This is a genomic window from Streptococcus sp. ELY_86 (assembly GCF_058314495.1).
This window is the reverse complement of sequence record NZ_JBZFUK010000004.1, coordinates 94,710-115,710: the sequence shown is the minus strand read 5'-3', so window position 1 is coordinate 115,710 and position 21,001 is coordinate 94,710. Positions and strand designations below refer to the sequence as shown.

General features: G+C 43.8%; 17 protein-coding genes. 7 read left to right on the top strand and 10 right to left on the bottom strand.

The window, feature by feature from the left end:
* Positions 1-27 precede the first annotated feature (27 nt).
* The 3 genes from dnaB (at position 28) to rpsD (ending at position 2,835) form a co-directional block, all read left to right on the top strand.
* Positions 28-1,392, top strand: a complete 1,365-nt coding sequence (gene dnaB, locus AC4HAN_RS07245; RefSeq protein WP_491091910.1) for a replicative DNA helicase — start codon at positions 28-30, stop codon at positions 1,390-1,392.
* A gap of 14 nt (positions 1,393-1,406) precedes the next feature.
* On the top strand, positions 1,407-1,679 hold the full coding sequence (locus AC4HAN_RS07240; RefSeq protein WP_491091909.1) for a Veg family protein: 273 nt from the start codon (positions 1,407-1,409) through the stop codon (positions 1,677-1,679).
* A 544-nt stretch (positions 1,680-2,223) separates the two neighbouring features.
* On the top strand, positions 2,224-2,835 hold the full coding sequence (gene rpsD / locus AC4HAN_RS07235; protein ID WP_491091908.1) for a 30S ribosomal protein S4: 612 nt from the start codon (positions 2,224-2,226) through the stop codon (positions 2,833-2,835).
* A gap of 175 nt (positions 2,836-3,010) precedes the next feature.
* Here rpsD and AC4HAN_RS07230 read toward each other — a convergent pair whose 3' ends face one another.
* Positions 3,011-3,568, bottom strand: coding sequence for a TetR/AcrR family transcriptional regulator (locus AC4HAN_RS07230; RefSeq protein ID WP_491091907.1), 558 nt, complete (start codon positions 3,566-3,568; stop codon positions 3,011-3,013).
* Positions 3,569-3,697: 129 nt separating this feature from the next.
* On the opposite strand from AC4HAN_RS07230, the gene AC4HAN_RS07225 reads away from it, so the two are divergent.
* Positions 3,698-6,085 carry a YhgE/Pip family protein gene (locus AC4HAN_RS07225; protein WP_491091906.1) on the top strand — a complete coding sequence of 796 codons (2,388 nt, stop codon included), beginning with the start codon at positions 3,698-3,700 and terminating at the stop codon, positions 6,083-6,085.
* A gap of 94 nt (positions 6,086-6,179) precedes the next feature.
* On the opposite strand, the gene AC4HAN_RS07220 is transcribed toward AC4HAN_RS07225, so the two are convergent.
* Positions 6,180-6,956: a Cof-type HAD-IIB family hydrolase gene (locus AC4HAN_RS07220; protein ID WP_491091905.1), complete on the bottom strand. Its 777-nt coding sequence runs from the start codon at positions 6,954-6,956 to the stop codon at positions 6,180-6,182.
* Positions 6,957-7,230: 274 nt separating this feature from the next.
* Positions 7,231-8,172, bottom strand: a complete 942-nt coding sequence (locus AC4HAN_RS07215) for a TDT family transporter (protein ID WP_491091904.1) — start codon at positions 8,170-8,172, stop codon at positions 7,231-7,233.
* Positions 8,173-8,339: 167 nt separating this feature from the next.
* Here AC4HAN_RS07215 and AC4HAN_RS07210 point away from each other — a divergent pair, with 167 nt between their 5' ends.
* On the top strand, positions 8,340-8,681 hold the full coding sequence (locus tag AC4HAN_RS07210; protein ID WP_057491160.1) for a metal-sulfur cluster assembly factor: 342 nt from the start codon (positions 8,340-8,342) through the stop codon (positions 8,679-8,681).
* 55 nt (positions 8,682-8,736) lie between these two features.
* On the opposite strand, the gene ilvD is transcribed toward AC4HAN_RS07210, so the two are convergent.
* The 3 genes from ilvD to AC4HAN_RS07195 form a co-directional block, all read right to left on the bottom strand.
* On the bottom strand, positions 8,737-10,452 hold the full coding sequence (ilvD, locus tag AC4HAN_RS07205; RefSeq protein WP_491091903.1) for a dihydroxy-acid dehydratase: 1,716 nt from the start codon (positions 10,450-10,452) through the stop codon (positions 8,737-8,739).
* 147 nt (positions 10,453-10,599) lie between these two features.
* Positions 10,600-13,380, bottom strand: a complete 2,781-nt coding sequence (locus tag AC4HAN_RS07200) for a cation-translocating P-type ATPase (RefSeq protein WP_491091953.1) — start codon at positions 13,378-13,380, stop codon at positions 10,600-10,602.
* 191 nt (positions 13,381-13,571) lie between these two features.
* Entirely contained in the window at positions 13,572-14,948 is a 1,377-nt protein-coding gene (locus AC4HAN_RS07195; RefSeq protein WP_491091902.1) for an NAD-dependent succinate-semialdehyde dehydrogenase, read from the bottom strand.
* Positions 14,949-15,082: 134 nt separating this feature from the next.
* Here AC4HAN_RS07195 and AC4HAN_RS07190 point away from each other — a divergent pair, with 134 nt between their 5' ends.
* The gene (locus tag AC4HAN_RS07190) at positions 15,083-15,661 is read left to right on the top strand and encodes a DNA-3-methyladenine glycosylase (RefSeq protein ID WP_491091901.1); all 579 of its coding nucleotides are present in this window, start codon (positions 15,083-15,085) and stop codon (positions 15,659-15,661) included.
* Between the two features lie 108 nt (positions 15,662-15,769).
* On the opposite strand, the gene AC4HAN_RS07185 is transcribed toward AC4HAN_RS07190, so the two are convergent.
* The 4 genes from AC4HAN_RS07185 to AC4HAN_RS07170 are packed head-to-tail and all read right to left on the bottom strand — an operon-like array spanning position 15,770 to position 19,149.
* The gene (locus AC4HAN_RS07185; RefSeq protein ID WP_491091900.1) at positions 15,770-16,435 is read right to left on the bottom strand and encodes an ABC transporter permease; all 666 of its coding nucleotides are present in this window, start codon (positions 16,433-16,435) and stop codon (positions 15,770-15,772) included.
* Positions 16,435-17,367 (bottom strand): osmoprotectant ABC transporter substrate-binding protein, encoded by a 933-nt coding sequence (locus tag AC4HAN_RS07180; protein WP_491091899.1) that lies wholly within the window; start codon positions 17,365-17,367, stop codon positions 16,435-16,437. Before AC4HAN_RS07180 ends, AC4HAN_RS07185 begins: the two co-directional genes overlap by 1 nt.
* A 1-nt stretch (position 17,368) precedes the next feature.
* The gene (locus AC4HAN_RS07175; protein ID WP_491091898.1) at positions 17,369-18,001 is read right to left on the bottom strand and encodes an ABC transporter permease; all 633 of its coding nucleotides are present in this window, start codon (positions 17,999-18,001) and stop codon (positions 17,369-17,371) included.
* On the bottom strand, positions 17,998-19,149 hold the full coding sequence (locus tag AC4HAN_RS07170; protein ID WP_491091897.1) for a betaine/proline/choline family ABC transporter ATP-binding protein: 1,152 nt from the start codon (positions 19,147-19,149) through the stop codon (positions 17,998-18,000). The genes AC4HAN_RS07175 and AC4HAN_RS07170 overlap by 4 nt, the downstream gene beginning before the upstream one ends.
* 381 nt (positions 19,150-19,530) lie before the next feature.
* Here AC4HAN_RS07170 and AC4HAN_RS07165 point away from each other — a divergent pair, with 381 nt between their 5' ends.
* Entirely contained in the window at positions 19,531-20,868 is a 1,338-nt protein-coding gene (locus tag AC4HAN_RS07165; protein WP_491091896.1) for a replication-associated recombination protein A, read from the top strand.
* Positions 20,869-21,001 lie beyond the last annotated feature (133 nt).

Sequence of the window (21,001 nt, the reverse complement as noted above, 5' to 3'; positions counted from 1 at the left end):
CAAAATAAGGTTAGGGGGTGAGAAGTTTTGCCAGAAGCTCCGGAATTACGAGTTCAGCCTCAGGATTTGGTAGCAGAACAATCTGTCTTAGGTTCTATTTTTATATCGCCTGATAAACTCATTGCTGTTCGAGAATATATTGAGCCTGAGGATTTTTATAAATATGCGCATCGAGTTATTTTTAAAGCGATGATAAGTCTCAATGACCGAAATGACGCTATTGATGCAACAACTGTCCGCGCCGTTCTTGACAGTCAGGGGGACCTGCAAAATATTGGCGGAATCTCTTACCTTGTTGAATTGGTCAACAGTGTGCCAACCAGTGCCAATGCTGAGTATTATGCCAAGATTGTGGCTGAAAAATCTATGCTGCGCCGGATTATTGACCGCTTAACAGAAACGGTCAATCAAGCCTATGAGGGAGCGACAGATTCTGAAGAGATTATTGCAGGTGCTGAGAAAGCCCTGGTTGATGTCAATGAGCGCAGCAATCGCAGCGGTTTTCGCAAAATTTCTGATGTTTTAGCCATCAATTATGAAAATCTTGAACTGCGGTCAAAACAGACTTCAGATGTTACTGGGCTGCCAACAGGTTTTCAGGATCTTGATAAGATTACAACAGGCCTGCATCCGGATCAGCTGGTTATTCTGGCTGCCAGACCGGCAGTCGGTAAGACAGCCTTTGTTCTTAATATTGCGCAAAATGTCGGAACAAAAAGCAACCGGCCGGTTGCCATTTTCTCGCTTGAAATGGGGGCGGAAAGTTTAGTCGACCGGATGCTTGCATCAGAAGGTATGGTAGATGCCCATCATTTGCGGACCGGTCAGCTGAGTGAGCAGGAATGGCAAAACATTACGCTGGCTCAGGGAACTCTTGCTGAAGCTCCCATTTACATTGATGACACCCCGGGGATTAAAGTCACAGAAATTCGGGCGCGTGCCCGCAAACTTGATCAGGAACTTGAAAATGGACTGGGTTTGATTGTTATTGACTATCTTCAGCTGATCACAGGAACACGTCCGGAAAATCGTCAGCAGGAAGTTTCTGATATTTCCCGCCAGCTAAAAATACTTGCTAAAGAGCTTAAGGTTCCGGTTATTGCCCTCAGCCAGCTGTCTCGCGGTGTTGAGCAGCGTCAGGATAAAAGGCCGGTTCTGTCTGATATTCGGGAGTCAGGTTCTATTGAACAAGATGCCGATATTGTTGCTTTTTTGTATCGTGATGATTATTATGACAGAGGTGACAAGGAAGACGGACAGGATCAGCTGGAGGACAATACTATTGAGGTTATACTGGAAAAAAATCGGGCAGGTGCCAGAGGAACAGTTAAACTGATCTTCCAGAAGCAGTATAATAAATTTTCGACCATAGCCCCATTTGAGGAAAGATAGGAGAGATACATTTAATGAGTGATGCATTTGCAGATGTCGCAAAGATGAAAAAAATTAAAGAAGATATTAAAAATCATGAAGGTCAGTTGGTTGAACTGACGCTTGAAAACGGCCGTAAACGGGAAAAAAACAAGGTCGGCCGTCTGATTGAAGTTTACTCGTCATTATTTATTGTTGAATATAAGGATGAGGCAAGTATTCCGGGTGAAATTGACAATACCTATGTTGAATCGTATACTTACTCGGATATTTTGACGGAAAAAACGCTGATTCACTACTTTGATTAGATCCTTGGCAGGCTTGATCTTTTATGGTTGACAGAAAATTGACAAAGTTGTAAAGTTTGCAACAAGTCTGCCAACACGGTACAGATTTTAAATCACGCCCTGCAAAACACCAATGGCTAGGTCTATTTGAGACAGTTAAGCTTTGGACTGCGATTAGGCTAGAAAGCACCTTGCAGGAAAGGCAAGGAGATTTTGCCAGATGGCAAAAGCCGATAATTGATTTTAGCTGCTTTGTCACAATAAAATATTATGCGAAAAGGCTTTACAAAGCCTTTTTTCTGTGTTATACTATCGTTTGTGTGAAATAGCAGCAGAGCAAAATAAAGCTCGTCAACAGGTGTCCCCGGTGGCTGTTTGCACTGCATACATTGCTTCTTAGGCTAAACTTTTATTTAATGTTGCCTTCGTGCTTTGTTTTTCGGTACAAATGATCTACTAACTTTTATCAGTAACCTTTGCTGTTTAGGCGAAGGGCATCTGCACGAATTAGGTTTGCTTAAAACGTTATTTCCTACAAAATATTTATTTTATAGGAGGACATCAAATGTCACGTTATACAGGTCCATCATGGAAACAATCCCGCCGTCTCGGTTTGTCACTTACAGGTACAGGTAAAGAACTGGCACGCCGTAACTACGTACCGGGTCAGCATGGTCCAAACAATCGCTCAAAACTGTCTGAGTACGGTTTGCAGTTGGCTGAAAAACAAAAACTGCGCTTCTCATACGGCCTTGGTGAAAAACAATTCCGTAACTTATTCGTTCAAGCGACTAAAGTCAAAGAAGGAACACTTGGTTTTAACTTTATGATTCTTCTTGAACGCCGTCTTGACAATGTCGTTTACCGCTTAGGTCTTGCAACGACACGCCGTCAAGCACGTCAGTTTGTCAACCACGGACACATTCTTGTTGATGGCAAACGCGTTGATATTCCTAGCTATCGCGTTGAAGTGGGTCAGGTCATTTCAGTTCGTGAAAAATCAGCTAAGGTTCCAGCTATCCTGGAAGCAGTTGAAGCTGTTGTCGGACGTCCCGCATTTGTTTCTTTTGATGCTGATAAATTGGAAGGTTCACTGACACGTCTTCCCGAACGTGATGAAATCAATCCGGAAATCAATGAAGCCCTTGTCGTTGAATACTACAACAAAATGCTCTAATATAGGATTATTGCTTATCAAAAGGCTGGAACTAATCGTTTCAGCCTTTTATAATGGTTCTTTTTAATTAAAGGTAGATCAGTCAGCTTATAATAAAAAGGCAGGTACGGCTTCACGATAAAAAAAGCGATTCAAATCGAACCGTTTTTTTGCTTTTAAGAAGAATTAACATAACTTAATGCATCATTTTAATAATAAAATCTGTCATCTGTTCAGGGCTTTCAACCTTACCGCGGGCAATCCACATTTGGCAGACGCCAAAGAGGGCATTGATAATATAGATTGTTCCGTATTCTCTTTCAACATCCGTCAAATTTTTGTTTTGAAAATTATTTTGAATGGTGATGGAAAGACCGACTTGCAAATCTTGAGTGATTAACAGCCGAAATTTGTTTTTCAGGAATTCCTGAATTTCTTTGGTGCCATTCTCAGAGAGCAGGGCTGCAAACAGCGGTTCTCGATTGAGAAATTCAAAGACTTCTAAAATAGCTCCTTCCTGGTTGGCTGAATTTTTGTCAAAAATATACTCCAATTTGCTGAAGAGTGTCTGCTGATAGATGTCAATCATTTCATATTTGTCTTTATAATGCGTGTAAAAGCCGCTGCGGCTGATATGGGCTGCTTTGGCTAACTCAGTTGTTGTAATGTCGTTAAAACTCTCTTTTTCTAATAAATGAGCCATAGCTGTTTCCAAGGCTTGCTTTGTTTTTTCTTTTTTTAGAGATTTTGTCATGGTCAAACTCCTTTTGAACAGAATTATACACACTGTCTAAAATTCTGATTTTTATCTTGTAAAATGCTTATTTATGAGTATAATCTATTATATCAAATATTTAGACATAATGTATAAAAAGGAGAGAAAATGTTAGCGGAATTAAAAGCAGTCTTAAAAAAGCCTATGCTTTGGATTACAATGGTGGGGATAGCCCTTGTTCCTGCTTTATATAATATTATTTTTTTGCGTTCAATGTGGGATCCTTACGGCCATGTGTCAGACTTACCGGTTGCTGTAGTTAATGAAGATAAGCCGGCATCTTACAACAATAAAGAAATGACCATTGGTGAAGATATGGTTGACACCATGGCGCGAAATAAGAATCTGGATTATCATTTTGTCAGCAGCGAGAAGGCCCAAAAGGGACTGCAAGAAGGTGATTATTATATGATTATTACTCTGCCGAACGATCTGTCCCAAAAGGCAGCCAGTGTTTTGACAGATGACCCCAGACAAATCACCATTTCCTATCAGACGTCTAAAGGGCACAGCTTTGTTGCTTCTAAAATGAGCGAGACGGCTGCTAAAACCTTAAAAGCATCTGTCTCAAAAAATATTACAGGAACCTATACAAAATCTCTTTTTAAAAATATGTCAACTTTAAAAACTGGTCTTGGTGAGGCCAGCACCGCCAGTCAAAAGATAGCAGGAGGATCCAGCCAGCTGGAAAAAGGAAGTCAGCTGATTGGCAGCAATCTGGCAACCTTGGCTAATTCCAGCCAAACATTTAATCAAGGGGCTAACAGCTTGTATTCAGGTTTACAGACCTATACAGGAGGAGTGGGGCAGTTAGCTGCCGGGACAAGTCAGCTTAATAGTAAGTCACAGGAACTTCTGGGGGGAGTTTCCCAATTAAGCAATGGTTCAGGCCAGATTCAGCAACTGGCCAATGCTGCCAGTCAGCTCAATCAGGGACTGGCTGCTCTCTCAGCCAAGACAAACCTCTCAGCCCAGCAAAGTCAACAAATTACTCAGCTGATCGGCTCTTTAAATGGCCTCAATACAGCTATCCAAAATTTCAGTGCGGCTCCTGCAGCAGCGCCCAGCAATGTCAATATCAGCAGCTATCTGTCAGCTATAACGACAGCAGCACAGAATATTGTCAATTCGGCCGGTACGACCCAGCAGACGCCAGCAGGCAGTCAGCAGCAGAATCCTCTAGCTGCTGTGCAGGCGACCAGCGCTTACCAAAAGCTGTCTGCATCAGATCAATCTGAAATTGCTGCTGCTTTAGCTAATACAAGTAATTCAACGGCAGCGACAGCAACAGGTCCTGATGCGGCAACCGTTTCTCAGGCAAAGGCCATTTTAACCAGTGTTCAAAGTATTCAAAATTTACTGCCAAACGGACAGGCTGCAGCAAATACTGGCAGCAATCCCAGCGCAGCTTTAACTCAATTAAAACAAACAGCAAATCTGGTGCTGCCGAGTGCATCTGCAAGCTTAACAACTTTGTCAAGTGGATTGACACAGATCAATACGGCTTTAAATACACAGATTATCCCGGCCAGCAGCTCGTTAGCCAACGGCGCAGGTCAGCTTGGAAACGGTCTGTCAGCAGGAACTGCTGCATTGACAAAGGGGTTAAATGCTTATACCAGTGCAGTCGGCACGCTTAATAACGGTGCTAATACATTGGCTGCCAGCAGCAGTCAATTAACTGCTGGAGCCAGCCAGCTGGCTAGCGGTGCCAGCCAAATTTCTACAGGAGCCGGTAAATTGTCAGAGGGAAGCAACACCTTGACAAAGAACTTGACAGAACTGTCAAGCGGAAGCAGCCAGCTTTCTAAAGCTTTATCACATGCAAAGAATAAACTGTCAATTGTATCGGTTGCTGATACTAACGCCAGCACTTTAGCAAATCCTGTTTCTATCAAGCATCAGGATAAGGATCACGTAAAGAATAACGGTGTAGGGATGGCTCCTTACATGATGTCAGCAGCCTTGATGGTTATGGCCTTATCAACCAATACAATCTTTAGGGAGGCTCTTTCAGGTAAAAAGGCAAAAACTCTTAAAGAATGGCTTGAACAAAAATTTGCTGTCAATGGTTTAATTGCTGTAGCAGGAGCCATTATCCTTTATGCTGGAGTCCGTATGATAGGTTTGACGTCCAATTTTGAGCTTAGGACTCTGGGCTTGACTATTCTTACAAGTATCACTTTCATGACGCTGGTAACAGCCTTAGTAACCTGGCATGATAAATTCGGTGCCTTTGCGTCCTTAATTTTACTCTTGCTGCAGTTAGGATCCAGCGCCGGAACCTATCCTCTTGATGTAACAGATAAGTTCTTCCAAAACGTCAATCCTTATTTGCCAATGAGTTACTCTGTATCTGGCCTGCGAGAAACAATTTCAATGGCTGGTACAATCGGCAGTCAGGTCTTGGCTTTAGGCGTATTTTTCGTCATCTTTGCTGTTCTGGGGCTGATAGTCGGAAAACGAAAAGTTGTTTTGCAAAGAAGAGCGGCCTGAAAAGGATAAGCAGAGCTTCACAGCTTACCCTTTTAATTGACTGAATTAAAAAACGAAAAAGATTGGAAAACCTGACTTCCAATCTTTTTTACTGTTAAATTAAATGGTAGTGTGCCAAGGCATGCTTAATTCCGTCTTGATCGTGATGGTGAGTTATAAAGTCTGCTATCTCGCGAACTTCCTCAACGGCATTTTCCATTGCAATTGAATAATCAGCAGCCAAAAGCAAAGGAATATCATTTTTACCATCTCCGAAAGCATAAGTTGGAACATGCTGCAGATTGAGAATATCCTTGACGATATTGACACCTGTTCCTTTGTCAAATCCCACCTTGGTGACGTCAATAGAATAAGGGCTGTTTCTGAAAAAATGGAGCTGAGGGATGGCTTTTTGATATAGGGCATCATGGCTCTTATCAAGACTGCCGACTAACAGCATGTTGATAGAGTTGTCAAGATAAAAATGTTCATTAACTGGCGGTAGTTCCTCATTAAAATAAGTAAAATGTTCTTTCAAGCCTTGGGAATTGCCTGACAGGCGGATGTCAAAGGGCGTGTAATAGGCGATTTCCTCTTCAAAACTGCGAGCCAAATCCAGCAATTTATCAGTAATTTCGCTGTCAATGTTTTGTGAAAAGACTTCTTTTCCTTCAATATAGATAGACATACCGTTCATCATAATAACAGATGTGATGCCTGACTGTTCAAGCACCCCGTTAAGCTCCTTTATCGAACGTCCGGTAGCAATAATAGGAAGATAGCCGTTTGCAGTCAGCTCCTTAAGAGCCAGCTGATTCTCAGATGAAACTTGTGACTGCTTGTTCAAAAGCGTTCCGTCAAGATCAAAAAATACTAAACCTTTATAATTCATGGTAATAGTTTACCATAAAACCTGCATATAGAAAAGCCTATAAAAGATAGGTATCTGCTGACAGGTTGACAGATTTGTAAAAAAGTAAACTTGTAAGGCTAAATTGGGAGAGCTCGCTTGATCTATTAATATCGAGTATAAGGCTGAAGAGAGTGTGCTTTTTTACACATAGCAGGTTGACACAATTGTAAACAAGACTGACCGCTGCAGCTGGTACTTCTGTCAAGCAGAAAAAACCTGCCTGATTCTACTGGATTGACAGGGAAATTTATTTTTAGCTGTCAGGAGCCTTGCTGTGAAACAAGAACCTCAGATAGTGAATAAAGACGAAGAGAACCAGCAAAACAGCCAGTATCTCCTCTAGTTTAACCAAGAGTTGAAACAAAGGATGCTGCACATTCAGATAAAGGCCGGCCGCACGCAGTGAAGTGATGGATATGACAAAGGGAAAGGTAAAAGCGGAAAATCCCGGGTTGAAATCTCGTTTTAAAAGAACAGGCAATTGGACAACAACAAAGAAATAAAGGAGCTGTGAGGCTAAGAGTAAAAACCAGACAATCTTGATATTTGGATGTTGTCCGTCTGGGAAAGTTTTCAAATAGCCCGCAAGCAGGAGCGACAAAGGAGCACAAAATGTAGAAATATTGGGTTTGGCACTCTCAGGAAGACCGATGCGGTAGGCTTTAATCGTCATAAAAGGCAGGACCAGCAGGGTCAAAATCAAGCAAATCCAAAAGATCATTTGCCCTAGCAAATACTGTCCGCTGATAGGAGCTGTCAGAGCAGCTACTGCAATGCCGACATAAAGAACTGACCATGAAGGAAAGACGTAGTCCCAGCTGAAATGCAGGACAAATGTAAAAGTAAAATAAATGATTAAGCCGGCATTTCCCAAGAAGGCCAGCCACCAGACAAGCCGGCTGGCGGCAGTAATCCAAGAACCCAGTCCGGAAAAAATTTGAATATAACCTGCAAGCAGCATGCCTGACATAAAAAAGGTCGGAAAGACGGAAGCAACCAAGGGCTGCAGCAACTGCTCTTTTGCCTGAGGGAGGTTGTTCAAAATCCCGATGATTAAAAGCAGGTAGATAAAGAGGGCGGCTATCCCTAATAAGTAGCGTAAAACCGGATGGTAAAGTTCCAGCAGATTTCCAAGAGCAAACAAGCCCAGACTCAGGCCTGACATCACAAGAGGTGGATTCTTCACATTTTTCATCTCCTCTAAACTCCCTTTCCTTTTATCATTCTTCTTATTTTAACATAAAAAGAGCCTGCTTTTAGAAGGGAAATTATCTGAAATGGAAAAAATCATTTATTAAATATTGAAAAAAAGGTTTATTTATGGGAAAATATAGCCAAATCACTTTGTGAAGGAGAGCATAAATGAGAGATGATATCAAAATCAATGAGCGCGCTGCAGCCATTAGCGATCAGCTGATTGAAAAACTTGAAAAAATATATGACCCGGAGATTGAACTGGATATTTATAATCTTGGATTAATCTACGAAATAAATTTGGATGAAGAAGGGTTCTGCAAATTAGTTATTACCTTTACTGAAGTTAACTGCGGCTGCATCGATACACTGCCTGCAGAAATTATTGATTCTCTGTCTGAAATTGATGGCATCAATAAGGTTGGAGTGGAAGTCGTCTGGTCACCGGCCTGGAAGATTACGCGTATCAGCCGTTTTGGCAGAATTGCATTGGGAATCAGTCCTAAATAATAAGAAAGCTCACCGTTAGTTAAAACGATGAGCTTTTGTTTTTTGAGTGTTAATTCTATTTTTTACCGGTTTCTTCGGGTTTCCAGAAGTCTGTCACAGCTCCTTTAGAAGCGGAGGAAACGATGTGAGCGTATTTGCCTAAAACTCCGCGGGAATAAAGCGGCGGAATTTCGGTTTCAGCCTTGCGGCGTTCAAGCTCTTCTTCTGAGACGTCCATGGTGATTTCCTTGGTATCTTGGTCAACAATAACTGTATCACCGGTACGAAGGTAGGCAATTGGTCCGCCGTCCTGAGCTTCAGGGGCGATATGTCCGACAACCAAGCCGTAAGTCCCGCCTGAGAAACGGCCGTCAGTGAGCAGGGCCACCTTGTCTCCTTGACCTTTACCGACAATCATAGAAGAAAGAGAAAGCATTTCCGGCATGCCAGGTCCGCCTTTTGGTCCGACATAACGAACAACAACAACATCTCCGTCAACAATCTCATCTGTCAGCACTGCTTCGATAGCAGCTTCTTCTGAGTCAAAGACCTTGGCCGGTCCGACGTGGCGGCGAACTTTAACACCTGAAACTTTAGCAACAGCACCTTCCGGAGCGAGATTACCGTGAAGGATAATCAGCGGTCCGTCCGCACGTTTTGGATTTTCCAGCGGCATGATGACTTTTTGGCCTGGTGTCAGGTCGTCAAATTCAGCCAAGTTTTCAGCGACGGTCTTACCGGTACAGGTGAGACGATCACCATGCAGAAAGCCGTTTGCCAAGAGGTATTTCATCACTGCCGGTACGCCGCCGACATTATAAAGATCTTGGAAGACATATTTGCCGGAAGGTTTCAGGTCAGCCAAATGAGGAACTTTTTCCTGAATGACATTGAAATCATCAAGTGTCAGCTCAACATTAGCTGCATGGGCAATCGCTAACAAGTGGAGGGTTGAGTTGGTGGATCCGCCCAGAGCCATGGTTACCGTAATGGCATCTTCAAAAGCTTCGCGTGTCAGGATATCTGATGGTTTAATGCCCATCTCCAGCATCTTCACAACAGCACGGCCGGCTTCTTCAATATCTGCTTTTTTCTCAGGAGATTCGGCAGGATGCGAAGCAGAGCCCGGAAGGCTCATTCCCAAAACTTCAATGGCTGTTGCCATGGTGTTGGCTGTGTACATACCGCCGCAGCCGCCAGGGCCGGGACAGGCATTGCATTCGAGAGCTTTAACTTCTTCTTCGGTCATGTCACCGTGGTTCCAGTGGCCGACCCCTTCAAAGACAGAGACAAGGTCAATATCTTTACCGTCTAAATTACCGGGAGCAATAGTACCGCCGTAGGCAAAGATAGCCGGAATATCCATATTGGCAATGGCAATCATGGAACCTGGCATGTTTTTATCACAGCCGCCGATAGCGACAAAGGCATCGACATTGTGTCCGCCCATAGCCGCTTCGATCGAATCAGCGATAATATCGCGTGATGTCAGCGAGAAGCGCATTCCTTGGGTTCCCATAGCAATACCGTCTGAAACTGTAATGGTTCCGAATTGAACGGGCCAGGCTCCCGAATCTTTAACCCCGACTTTTGCCAGTTTGCCAAAGTCGTGCAGGTGAATATTACAGGGTGTATTTTCGGCCCAAGTGGAAATAACGCCAACGATAGGCTTTTCAAAATCGTCATCCTGCATGCCTGTTGCTCTGAGCATAGCACGATTAGGTGATTTAACCATTGAATCGTAGACAGAACTGCGATTTCTTAAATGTTTAAGAGTTTCTTTGTCAGTCATTTGACCGCTTCCTTTCATCTCATATATAGTTATCTGAAGCAGAATGCTATAACTTTATAAAACATTATAGCACAAATCTTGCTTGTAATCAGTATAATTGTTGCAAAATTCTATTATTTTCTGAAAAATTCTGTATGGTCTTTAAACTCAGCTGTGAGAATGCTTTCTGAGCCAAGCCTTGCGAATTTCTTCCAAAGCAAGAATAGGAATTGGACAGCAAATCAGATAAAGCCAGTTCACTGCTTCTAAAGGGGCTGTATTAAAAATATGGTTAAAAAGAGGCAGGTAGCTCAAAAGGATAAAGAGCAGGATTTCAGCCAGCATTCCCAGATTGATATAAGAATTTGAAAAGAGTTTAAGATCAAAGACAGACTGCTTAGTTGTCCGGCAGTTTTGCACCATGCCGATTTGGCAGAATATGATAGCTCCCAGCGTCATGGTTGTGGCTTCTGCATAGTAGGGGCCGCTAAAAGCAAATCCCTGACCGTGAATCAGATAGGTGAAAAAGAAAGCTCCCATGGCAAGAACAGCTTCCAGCAGACCGTACCAGACAAAGGCTTTAACCAGCAGCTTTTTAGTGAGGAGCGGGTCCGATTTGCGTCTGGGCGGTCTTTCCATAATATCTTTTTCAGCATTTTCAATACCCAGACCTAAGGCGGGCAGCATATCACTGCCAAGGTCAATAGCGAGAATCTGCATAACGGTTAATGGCAGAGGAATGAACCCGCGGGAGAACAGAAAGGTGGCTGAGGGCACTGCTTCAGAGGTATTGGAGTTGAAGATGTAGGTTAGAAACTTTTTAATATTTTGATAGACTGTCCGTCCTTCTTCGATAGCATTAACGATGGAGGCAAAGTTATCATCGGTTAAAATCATGTCAGCTGAGGATTTGGCGACATCGGTTCCGGTAATTCCCATGGCAACACCAATGTCAGCTTTTTTCAAGGCAGGGGCATCGTTGACACCATCGCCGGTTACAGCAACAACATGGCCCAGTTCCTGCAGATTGGTCACGATGCGGTATTTTTGTTCAGGAGCGATACGGGCAAAGACCACTTCGTCTTTAAGAATCATCTGAAGGTCACTGTCGGACAGCTCTCCTAATTCCTGACCTGTGACGAGGCGGGGATTGTTTCCTTGAACAATGCCAATTTTCTTAGCGATGCTGAGAGCTGTCAGACCATAGTCACCGGTGATCATGATAATTCTGATGTTTGCCTTATGGCATTTTTCAATAGCCTCAGCAACTTCCATACGCGGCGGATCCTGCATGACAAGTAGTCCCATGAAGATGAGGTCTTGTTCAATGATTTCAGGGGTATAATCCGCGAAATCCTGCGGCAGGTCAGGCGTGTAATCAAGCTGGCGGCAGGCCAGAGCCAAAACGCGCAGTCCATCTTTGGCATATTGGTCATTGGCTTTTAAAATGGCAGCTCTTTCCTTATCAGTCAAGGGTCTGATCTGGTTTTGGTCGTAAATTCTGCTGGACAGCTCTGCGATTTCTTTAGGCGCTCCCTTAGTAAAACTAATCAGATGGCTTCCATCCAGTGCTGTTTCGAGCTGGTGGATTGTTGTCATGCGCTTACGTTCGGAGTCGAAGGTCAGTTCATGAAGCCTGGGAGCTGTCTTTTCATTGTCGGTTAGGTTAATTCCAGCTTTTTGAGCAAGGACGTTTAGGCAGGCTTCGGTCGGGTCGCCAAGGACAGTGTATCGCGTTTGGTCTCCGTGAGGCGGTTCAATCGAAGCATTGCCGCAAAGGGCAGCTCCTCTGATGAGCCAGTTTAGACTGGGATTATCACTGACTTGAACCGGCTTTTGATTGGCTTCAATCCTGCCTTTGGGAGCATAGCCCAGACCTGTTACATCGTATTCTTGCTGCGGCGTCCAGATATGATTGACTGTCATTTCATTTTGGGTCAGTGTTCCAGTTTTATCAGAGCAGATAACGGAAGTTTCTCCCAAAGTCTCTACAGAAGCCAGCGTTTTGACCAGCGCATTTTTCTTAGCCATCTTTTGAACAGCCATGGCAAGTGACAGTGTCACGGTTGGCAAAAGACCCTCAGGAATAAAGGCCACAATCATGCCCAATGCAAAGACAAAGGCCTGTGCCAAGGGTTCTTTAATGAGTAAAACGGATGTGAGCAAAAAGAAGATACCGACCGATACAGCGATCAAGGAAATCTGCTTGGTCAGACGGTTGAGTTCTTTTTGCAAAGGACTGGTGACATTGCTGACGCCTTGTGTTAAATGGGCAATCTGTCCAAATTCTGTTGCCATACCGATATTGGTGATTAGAACTTTAGCATTGCCCTTGCTGACAGATGTGCCGGCAAAGACAAGATTGTCCAAACTGAGAAGATCGGGATCTTTCTCAGAAATAGCACGGTTATTTTTATTGACAGGGTTAGACTCACCGGTAAGGGCAGACTGGTTAACCTGAAAATCATCTGTAGCAGAAATAATGCGAGCGTCAGCAGAAATACTGTCGCCCTCTTCAATCATCATCAGATCACCCGGTACCAGCTCTTGGGCAAGAATCTTTTCTTCTTGATTTTGCCGGGTAACACGGGCATAGGAAGGCAGCATGTGCTCAAGGGCTTCTGTTGCCTTGCCGGCCTTATATTCTTGGAAGAAGGAAAAGCATCCGTTGATAATGTTGACCAGCCAGATAGCTATTCCCAGCTCAGGTGTCCCTGCAAAGAAGAAGGCGACTGCTCCGCCAATCCAAAGCAGAATTGCCATCAAAGACAAAAAGTTTTTGGCAAATTTGATGATTAAGGGTTCTCCTTTGATTTTTTCCAGTTGGTTAGGGCCGTATATTTCCTGCCTTTTGGCAGCTTCATCAAAAGAGAGTCCCTGAGGACTGGTCTTTGCCTGTTCAAAGACAGTCTGTACATCGTATTGGTATAAATTAGGCTGTCTGTTAATGTTTTGCTGATTGCCTTTTCTAATCACGAAAAACACTTCCCATCTAATGTAAGCCTTTTACTTTATAAGATGATTATACGCCTATTTTCAGAAAGTGGTGCAAAAAAAGTTTAACTTTTCTGGAAGATACAGGCAAATAAAAAACTCCTAAATGCAAGCGCATTTAAGAGTTCAGAAAACGTCAGCTGACTTTATTGGTGAGGCGTGAACACAAGGTGTTCGTTGACGAAAGCATCAAATCCAAGATTGCTGAGTTCGCGGCCGTAGCCTGAGTTTTTGATACCGCCAAACGGAACTTCCGGATGAGATGTCCAGCCGGAATTGATGAAGGACATACCTGTTTCAACTTTAGCAGCAACTTCTTTGGCGTGCTCAAGATCTTTGGAGAAGACTGTACCGCCCAGTCCATAGCTGGAATCATTAGCGATAGCGATAGCTTCTTCTTCGGTATCCACTTTGTAGATAGATGCCACAGGGCCAAAGATTTCTTGGTTGTAGATTGGGTTGTCTTTAGTAATATCAGTCAAGACAGTAGGCATGATAAAGTTTCCCGGATGGTCAATCGGTTCATTGCCATAAACTACATGCGCTCCATTATCTACCGCCAATTTGATTTGACCGAGAACATCTTCTTTGGCTTCAGCAGATGACAGCGGTGCAAGTGTTGTTTCAGGATCCATTGGGTCGCCCCATTTAGCTGTCTTAAAGGCTTCAACAACGATATCAACGAATTTCTTATAGTTGTCATCGCCAACAACGATAAAGCGTTTCGATGATGTACATACCTGACCGGCATTGTAGAGACGGGCAAAGAAGACAGTATTCTTCAAGAGATCAAAATCAGCGTCTTCTAAGATAAGGAAGGCATCGTTACCGCCAAGTTCAAGTGCAGATTTTTTCAGATTTGCTCCTGCTTCGGCAGCGATTGAAGCACCGCCGCGTTCAGAACCGGTCAAGGCAACACCTTGAACCCGAGGGTCTGCAATAGCATTGTTTACTTGGTCGTAAGTGAGGAAGAGGTTCTTGAAAGAGCCCTCAGGAGCGCCTGCTTCTCTAACCAAGTCTTCAAATGCTTGGGCAGAACCCGGGCAGATAGACGCATGTTTTAGGACGGTTGGATTGCCGATCATAAAGTTAGGAGCGAACACGCGCATTACTTGATAGAATGGGAAATTCCAAGGTTCTACCATAAAGAGCACGCCGACTGCCTGTTTGATATAATAGGCATCTCCGTGGATAGGTTCAAATGACTTAGGCTGCAGGAATTCTTCTGCTTTATCAGCAAAGTAGTCGGCAATTTCTGCACATAAATCAACTTCCCCTTGAGCTTCTGTAAAAAGTTTACCCATGTCTTTGGTCATCGCTTCAGCATATTTGTCACGGTCCCTGCGAAGAAGGTCAGCTACTTTATGCAGCTGGGCTTTACGTTCTTCTAAGCCGCCTTCAGCACGCCATTTTTTATAAAGAGCGTGTGCTGTTGCCAATGCCTTTTCTAAATCTGCATCACTGTTGTTTGCAAATTCTTTTAAAACCTCATTCGTATACGGGTAGGTTGTCTTATAGGCCATAGTTGTTCCTCCAATTTTTATTTAATTAAATTCATTATAGCACTTTTGAAACCGATTTCAAGAATTGCGCGTGTTTTTTTGCTGTACCTTGCAAAACAAATCTTACTTAAGCCTTAACATGTTATAATAAAGCTATGCTAACAAATGAATTTAAGCAGTTAATGGAAACAGACACTATCGGCACAGCCAAAGCCTTGCTGGGCATGCAGCTGTGTTTAAATGGTCAGCTGCTGGGCAGAATTGTAGAAACAGAAGCTTATTTGGGCAGCAAGGACAGTGCCTGCCACAGTGCTAAGGGGCGGCGAACGCCGAAAAATGAAGCCATGTATCTGCCGGCAGGGCACTGGTATGTTTATCAGATTTACGGCCATCAGATGCTCAACTTAGTGACTAAGGAACAGGATGTTGCAGAAGCAGTTCTTATCCGGGCTCTGGAACTTCCTGACGGTGAACTTTTGGCCAACGGTCCCGGGAAATTAACAAAGTTGGCAGGGATTGATAAGCGTTTTAACGGAGATTTTTTAGAGGCTTCTCACCTGCAGCTGCTAAAGGACAAATTACCGCACCGTATTGCCGCAAGGCCCCGCATCGGTGTGACCTGCAGCGATAACTGGCGCACAGAGCCGCTTTGTTTTTATGTAGCCGGCAACCGGCACGTCTCTAAAATTTCTAAAAAAAGCCTCTTACCGGATGAAGAGACTTGGTTAGACTGACAGCTGTCTGATGAGGCAGCTTTTTTTATTGATGTAATTTTTGCTTCTGTTTGTGCACGTAGCTGTAAAACAAATAAACCACCCGTTGGCAAACGGATGGCTATGAGTTTAACGGTTGGTTGACATACCTTTTGGTTCCAAATAGTGCTGGATAGCCCCGAGAATTAAATCGGAAACAACAGCCATAAAGGCGGTTGGCAGGGAACCTGCAAGAATGATAGCACCGCCGTTGGTTGCATTGGTACCGCGTATAATAATATCTCCAAGACCGCTGCCGCCGACAAAGGCTCCGATAGCCGTAATCCCGATTGCCAGCACCAAGGCATTTCGGATACCGGCCATAATGACAGCTAAGGATAAAGGCAGCTCAACCATCAGCAGTTGCTGTTTACCAGTCATTCCCATGCCCTTGGCAGCATCGACTAAGTCAGCATTGACATTTCGGATACCGGCATAGGTGTTGCCGATAATAGGCAGCAGGGAGTATAAGAAGACAGTAGCAATAACAGTTTTTGTGCCCAGACCTAAAGCCAGCATAATAATTGAAATCATGGCTAACGAGGGAATGGTTTGGATGACATTAGCGATACCCATGATAAATCCTCGGAGCTGTCCCTTCTTAGCAATCAGTATTCCCACCGGAATGCCTATCAGGGCAGCAAGCAGCACGCCGTATATGGAAATGAGGAAATGCTGCAGAAACTGTGTCAGAATGTAGCTGCTGTTGTGCTGAAAATAGTAAATCAGCTGCTGCGTAAGACTCATATGACTCATTATTGATCCCCTCCTTCGCGGAAGTAATGATGTTTTTTCAAAAAATTATGTGCGACAACGGACGGCTCCAGCAATTGGTCATCAACTTGATAGTTGAGTTCCTGCATGGTCTCAAGGTCAATCTTGCCATCTAAGCGGTGGAGCAGCGGCTTTAACTCAGGATACTGCCTCAAAATACGGTTGTTGGCCACCATGGAGGCGTCATAAGGCGGAAAGAAATGCTTGTTGTCTTTGAGAATAGTGAGGTCGTAGCTTTGAATGCGGCCGTCTGTGGAATAGCCCAGAACCACCTGCATCTTATCGTTCTCAACAGCATCATAGACAAGACCTATCTGCATCGGATAGATACTCTTAAAGGAGAAACCGTAGGTGCGGCTGAATTCCTTGTAACCGTCGCCTTCGCGCCTCATCCAGGTACTGTCAACACCTGCCTTAGCAGTTGTTGCTATCCGCTTTAGATCCGCTACGGTTGTAAGGTTGTTTGCCTTGGCAAATTTGCTGGTTACCATAAAGGCGTAGGTGTCAGCAAAACCATAGCTTGGAAACCAAGTCTGATCAAAGCGTTTGGTGAATTCTTTTTTGATAATTTTGCTGGCCTTGACATTGTCTTTTTCGGCCGGTAAATTCAGCGTCCCTGTCAGGTCAGTTCCTGTATAGCGGGTGGCTGCAATGTCCGCATCTTTTCGCATGAGAGCCTGATGAACCACATTGGTAGAGCCGAGGTTGGAAATCAGGGTTGTTTTATAGCCCAACTCATGGTTAATCAACTCGCTGATCATGTTGGCCATAATACTGGATTCTGTCGTACTTTGTGCAGCGATTCTTATATTAGCGTCGTCCTTAGTTCTCGAACTGTTGTTTTTGCTGCAGCTGGCCAAAACAATTATTGGAATTATGGTAAGGACTGCTAAAAAATATAGTCGTTTTTTCATGTTATAAATTCCTCTTTTGTCGCGGTGTCAAATAATCTTCAAGGCGTCCAAGCAGATAATCAACAATTAAAGAAAGGAGAATAACAGGAATGGTTCCCCCGATAATTAAAGAAGGCTGAAAGAGGCTCAGACCGCTGAAAATGAGATCTCCAAGGCCTCCGGCACCGATATAAGACGCCAAGGTTGCCCAGGCAATGACATAAATGGCAGACAGCCTGATTCCCGTCATAATAACCGGCACTGCCAAGGGCAGCTCAACTTGAAAAATTGACTGAATCGGGGTCATTCCCATGCCCTTCGCACTGTCCTTTAAAATGGGGTCAACATTATTCATTCCGATATAGGTATTTCTCATGATTGGCAGCAAAGAATAAATGAAAAGCGCAATGATTGCAGGCGTCCTTCCGACACCAAACAAAGGGATCATCATGGCTAAAAGTGCCAGACTGGGAACAGTTTGCAGGATACTGGCCAGACCGATGAAAAATTTAGCCAGCTTTGGAAACCGCGTCAGCGCAACACCGATAGGAACAGCGACAATAATTCCCAAAAACAGCGCCATTGCCGAAATATAAATCTGTTCCCAAGTTTTAACGATTAATTCATTGCCGTACTGTGCTAAAAAGTCACTCATAGCGTGTCCTCCGTATCTTGGCTGCCCCAGATAATATCATAGAGCATATCAACCAATGATGCCCGCGTTACAATTCCTTTGAGGTGATGCTCTTTGTCAACCACCGGAACGTATTTTAAGCCGCGCTTCAAAATACGGTGGGCTGTATCGCGCAGGAGCTGGTCTTCTTCTAAGTAGAAATTGACCTTGTTTAGAATATCGCCGACAGAAAGATTTTTCTTATAGTTGTTGTTGAGGGTTTCAATATCAACAAGGCCGAGCAGTTTATTGTCCTTATCTGTGACCAAAAGAGAGTCGACGCGTCTTTGTCTCATTAAAGAAATCGCATCATGCAAGGATTGTTCAGGTGTAATAGAAACCGGGTCTTTTAACATGATTGTCTTAACAGGCGTCACATCAGCGCGTGCCTGAATCAGGCGGTCTTCCCCGATCATCTTTTGGACAAAAGGTGTTGCCGGGTGCCGCAGCAATTCAGTAGGGCTGTCCTGCTGAACGGTATGGCCTTCATCCATGACAACAATTTTGGTTGCAAGCTTTAAGGCTTCATCAATATCATGGGTAACCAAGACAATGGTTTTTCCAGTCTTTTCCTGCAGCGATTTGACAAGATCCTGCAGCCCTTCTCTTGTGATAGGATCCAAGGCTCCGAAAGGCTCATCCATGAGGATAATCTCTTGGTCGGCAGCCAGTGCTCTGATAACGCCGATACGCTGCTGCTGCCCGCCGGACAGCTCATAAGGGTAGCGATCCAAGAAATCTTCCGGCAGCTCAACTAATTTTATCAGCTCTTTTGCCTTGGCTTTTTTCTTTTCTTCCGGCCATTTCAAAAGCTTTGGCACCAGCGTAATGTTTTCATAGATGGTCATGTGAGGCATGAGGCCGATATTTTGAATGACATAGCCGATTTTTCGCCGCAGCTGGACAGGGTTGAAGTGTGAAATTTCCTGACCGTTGATCAAGATTTCGCCGCTGCTTGGTTTTAACATCCGGTTAATCATACGCAGGATAGTTGTTTTGCCGGAACCGCTGGTACCGATCAGGCAGACAAACTCTCCGGGCATAATTTTCAGATTGATATGCTCAACAGCAACATTGTCTCCATAAATTTTATTGACCTCTTTAAACTCAATAACGGGTTCTTTTTCCATACTGACCTCCTTTGGTTGTTTTCGATCATCAGTTTGAACAGTAACAGACGGAGAAAAATTCTCTAGTTACTAGTAGTGTATCAAATTTATGTAAAAAAATGAAATATTTTTATGAATCAAATTATTTTCAGAAAGTGTTTTCATTTCATTTAAATATGTTTTATAAAAAATCAGAGCATTTCCGGCAAGAATTTGTAAGGTTTATAGGAGTGAAAGGACTGCTAGTTTGCTGTCATATCAAACCTTTTGCGCTATAATAAGAGTAGCCTTAAAAGTTAGTCAGAATTTATCAGCAAAGAAAAATAAAAGAATCAATAAGAAATTCTGTAAGGCGAAGCTATTAAGACTTTTGCCTATTATATTGGGATCGGAGGGACAGCCATGGCGCAAACATCTTTATTTGACCAAGATATGGATATGACAGCACCTTTAGCCAGTCGTGTGAGACCGACCAGTCTGGATGATTTTGTCGGTCAGAAACATCTGGTGGGAGAAGGAAAATTTTTGCGGGAAATGATTGATAAGGATCAGGTGTCATCCATGATTTTCTGGGGACCGCCCGGAGTGGGAAAGACGACACTGGCTGAAATTATTGCCAAAAAGACAAAATCGAAGTTTATTACTTTCAGTGCGGTTTTAAACGGCATCAAAGAAATCCGTAAAATCATGAACGAAGCAGAGGAAAACCGCCAGCTGGGTGAGCGCACTATCGTTTTTATTGATGAAATTCACCGCTTTAACAAGGCTCAGCAGGATGCTTTTTTGCCCTATGTGGAAAAGGGCAGTATCATTTTGATTGGAGCGACAACTGAAAATCCCTCTTTTGAAGTTAACTCGGCTTTGCTGTCACGCACCCGGGTCTTTGTTCTCAAGCAGCTGACCGAAGAAGATATTGAAGAACTGCTCAAACGGGTCCTCAAATCCCCTCAAGCTTTTCCGGATTTGGAGATTAGTATCAGCGAGGAGCTTCTGAAACAAATCGCCATTTATTCTAACGGGGATGCCAGGACAGCTCTCAATACGCTGGAAATGCTGGTCATTAACAGTGATATAAAAGATAAAACAGTCACCATCTCCGGTGATCTTTTGGAAGAACTGTTGGATAAGAAAACGGCCTATTATGATAAGGCCGGTGAGGAGCATTATAATATCATCTCTGCGCTGCATAAATCCATGCGCAACAGCGATGTGGACTCGGCCATTTACTGGTTGGGACGAATGATTGACGGCGGTGAGGATCCTATCTATATTGCCAGACGTCTGATTCGCTTTGCCAGTGAAGATATCGGGCTGGCGGACAATAGTGCCCTCAATCTGGCGATTAATGTTTTTCAAGCCTGCCGCTATATCGGCCTGCCCGAGTGTGATGTGCATCTGACCCAGTGTGTGATTTATCTGTCTCTGGCGCCCAAGTCAAATGCGGTTTATAAGGCCAGAACGGCTGTGCAAAAGGACATCAAACAAACCATTGATGAACCGGTGCCCTTGCAGCTGCGCAATGCGACAACCAAGCTCATGAAAGAAGTCGGTTACGGCAAGGGCTATCAGCTGGCACATTTTTATAAAGATAAACTGACTGCGATGCCAACACGCCCTGAAAGCATAGCTGATCATACTTATTACAAGCCGACCGAAGAAGGCCATGAAGCCAGAATCAAACAGCGGCTCAGCTATATCAAAGAATGGAAAGAAAAACACCATACCGACGGTGAAAAGTAAGAAAAGAGCTCTTTTCTTTGCTGCTTTCTTAGCTCGCCTGCGCTTGTGAAAATTTATATGGTATTTTTGCTTATCGAGGTAAGCAAATAGAGGGTTGTCCCACCTCCGCACAGTTTATTAGGGATTGACATGA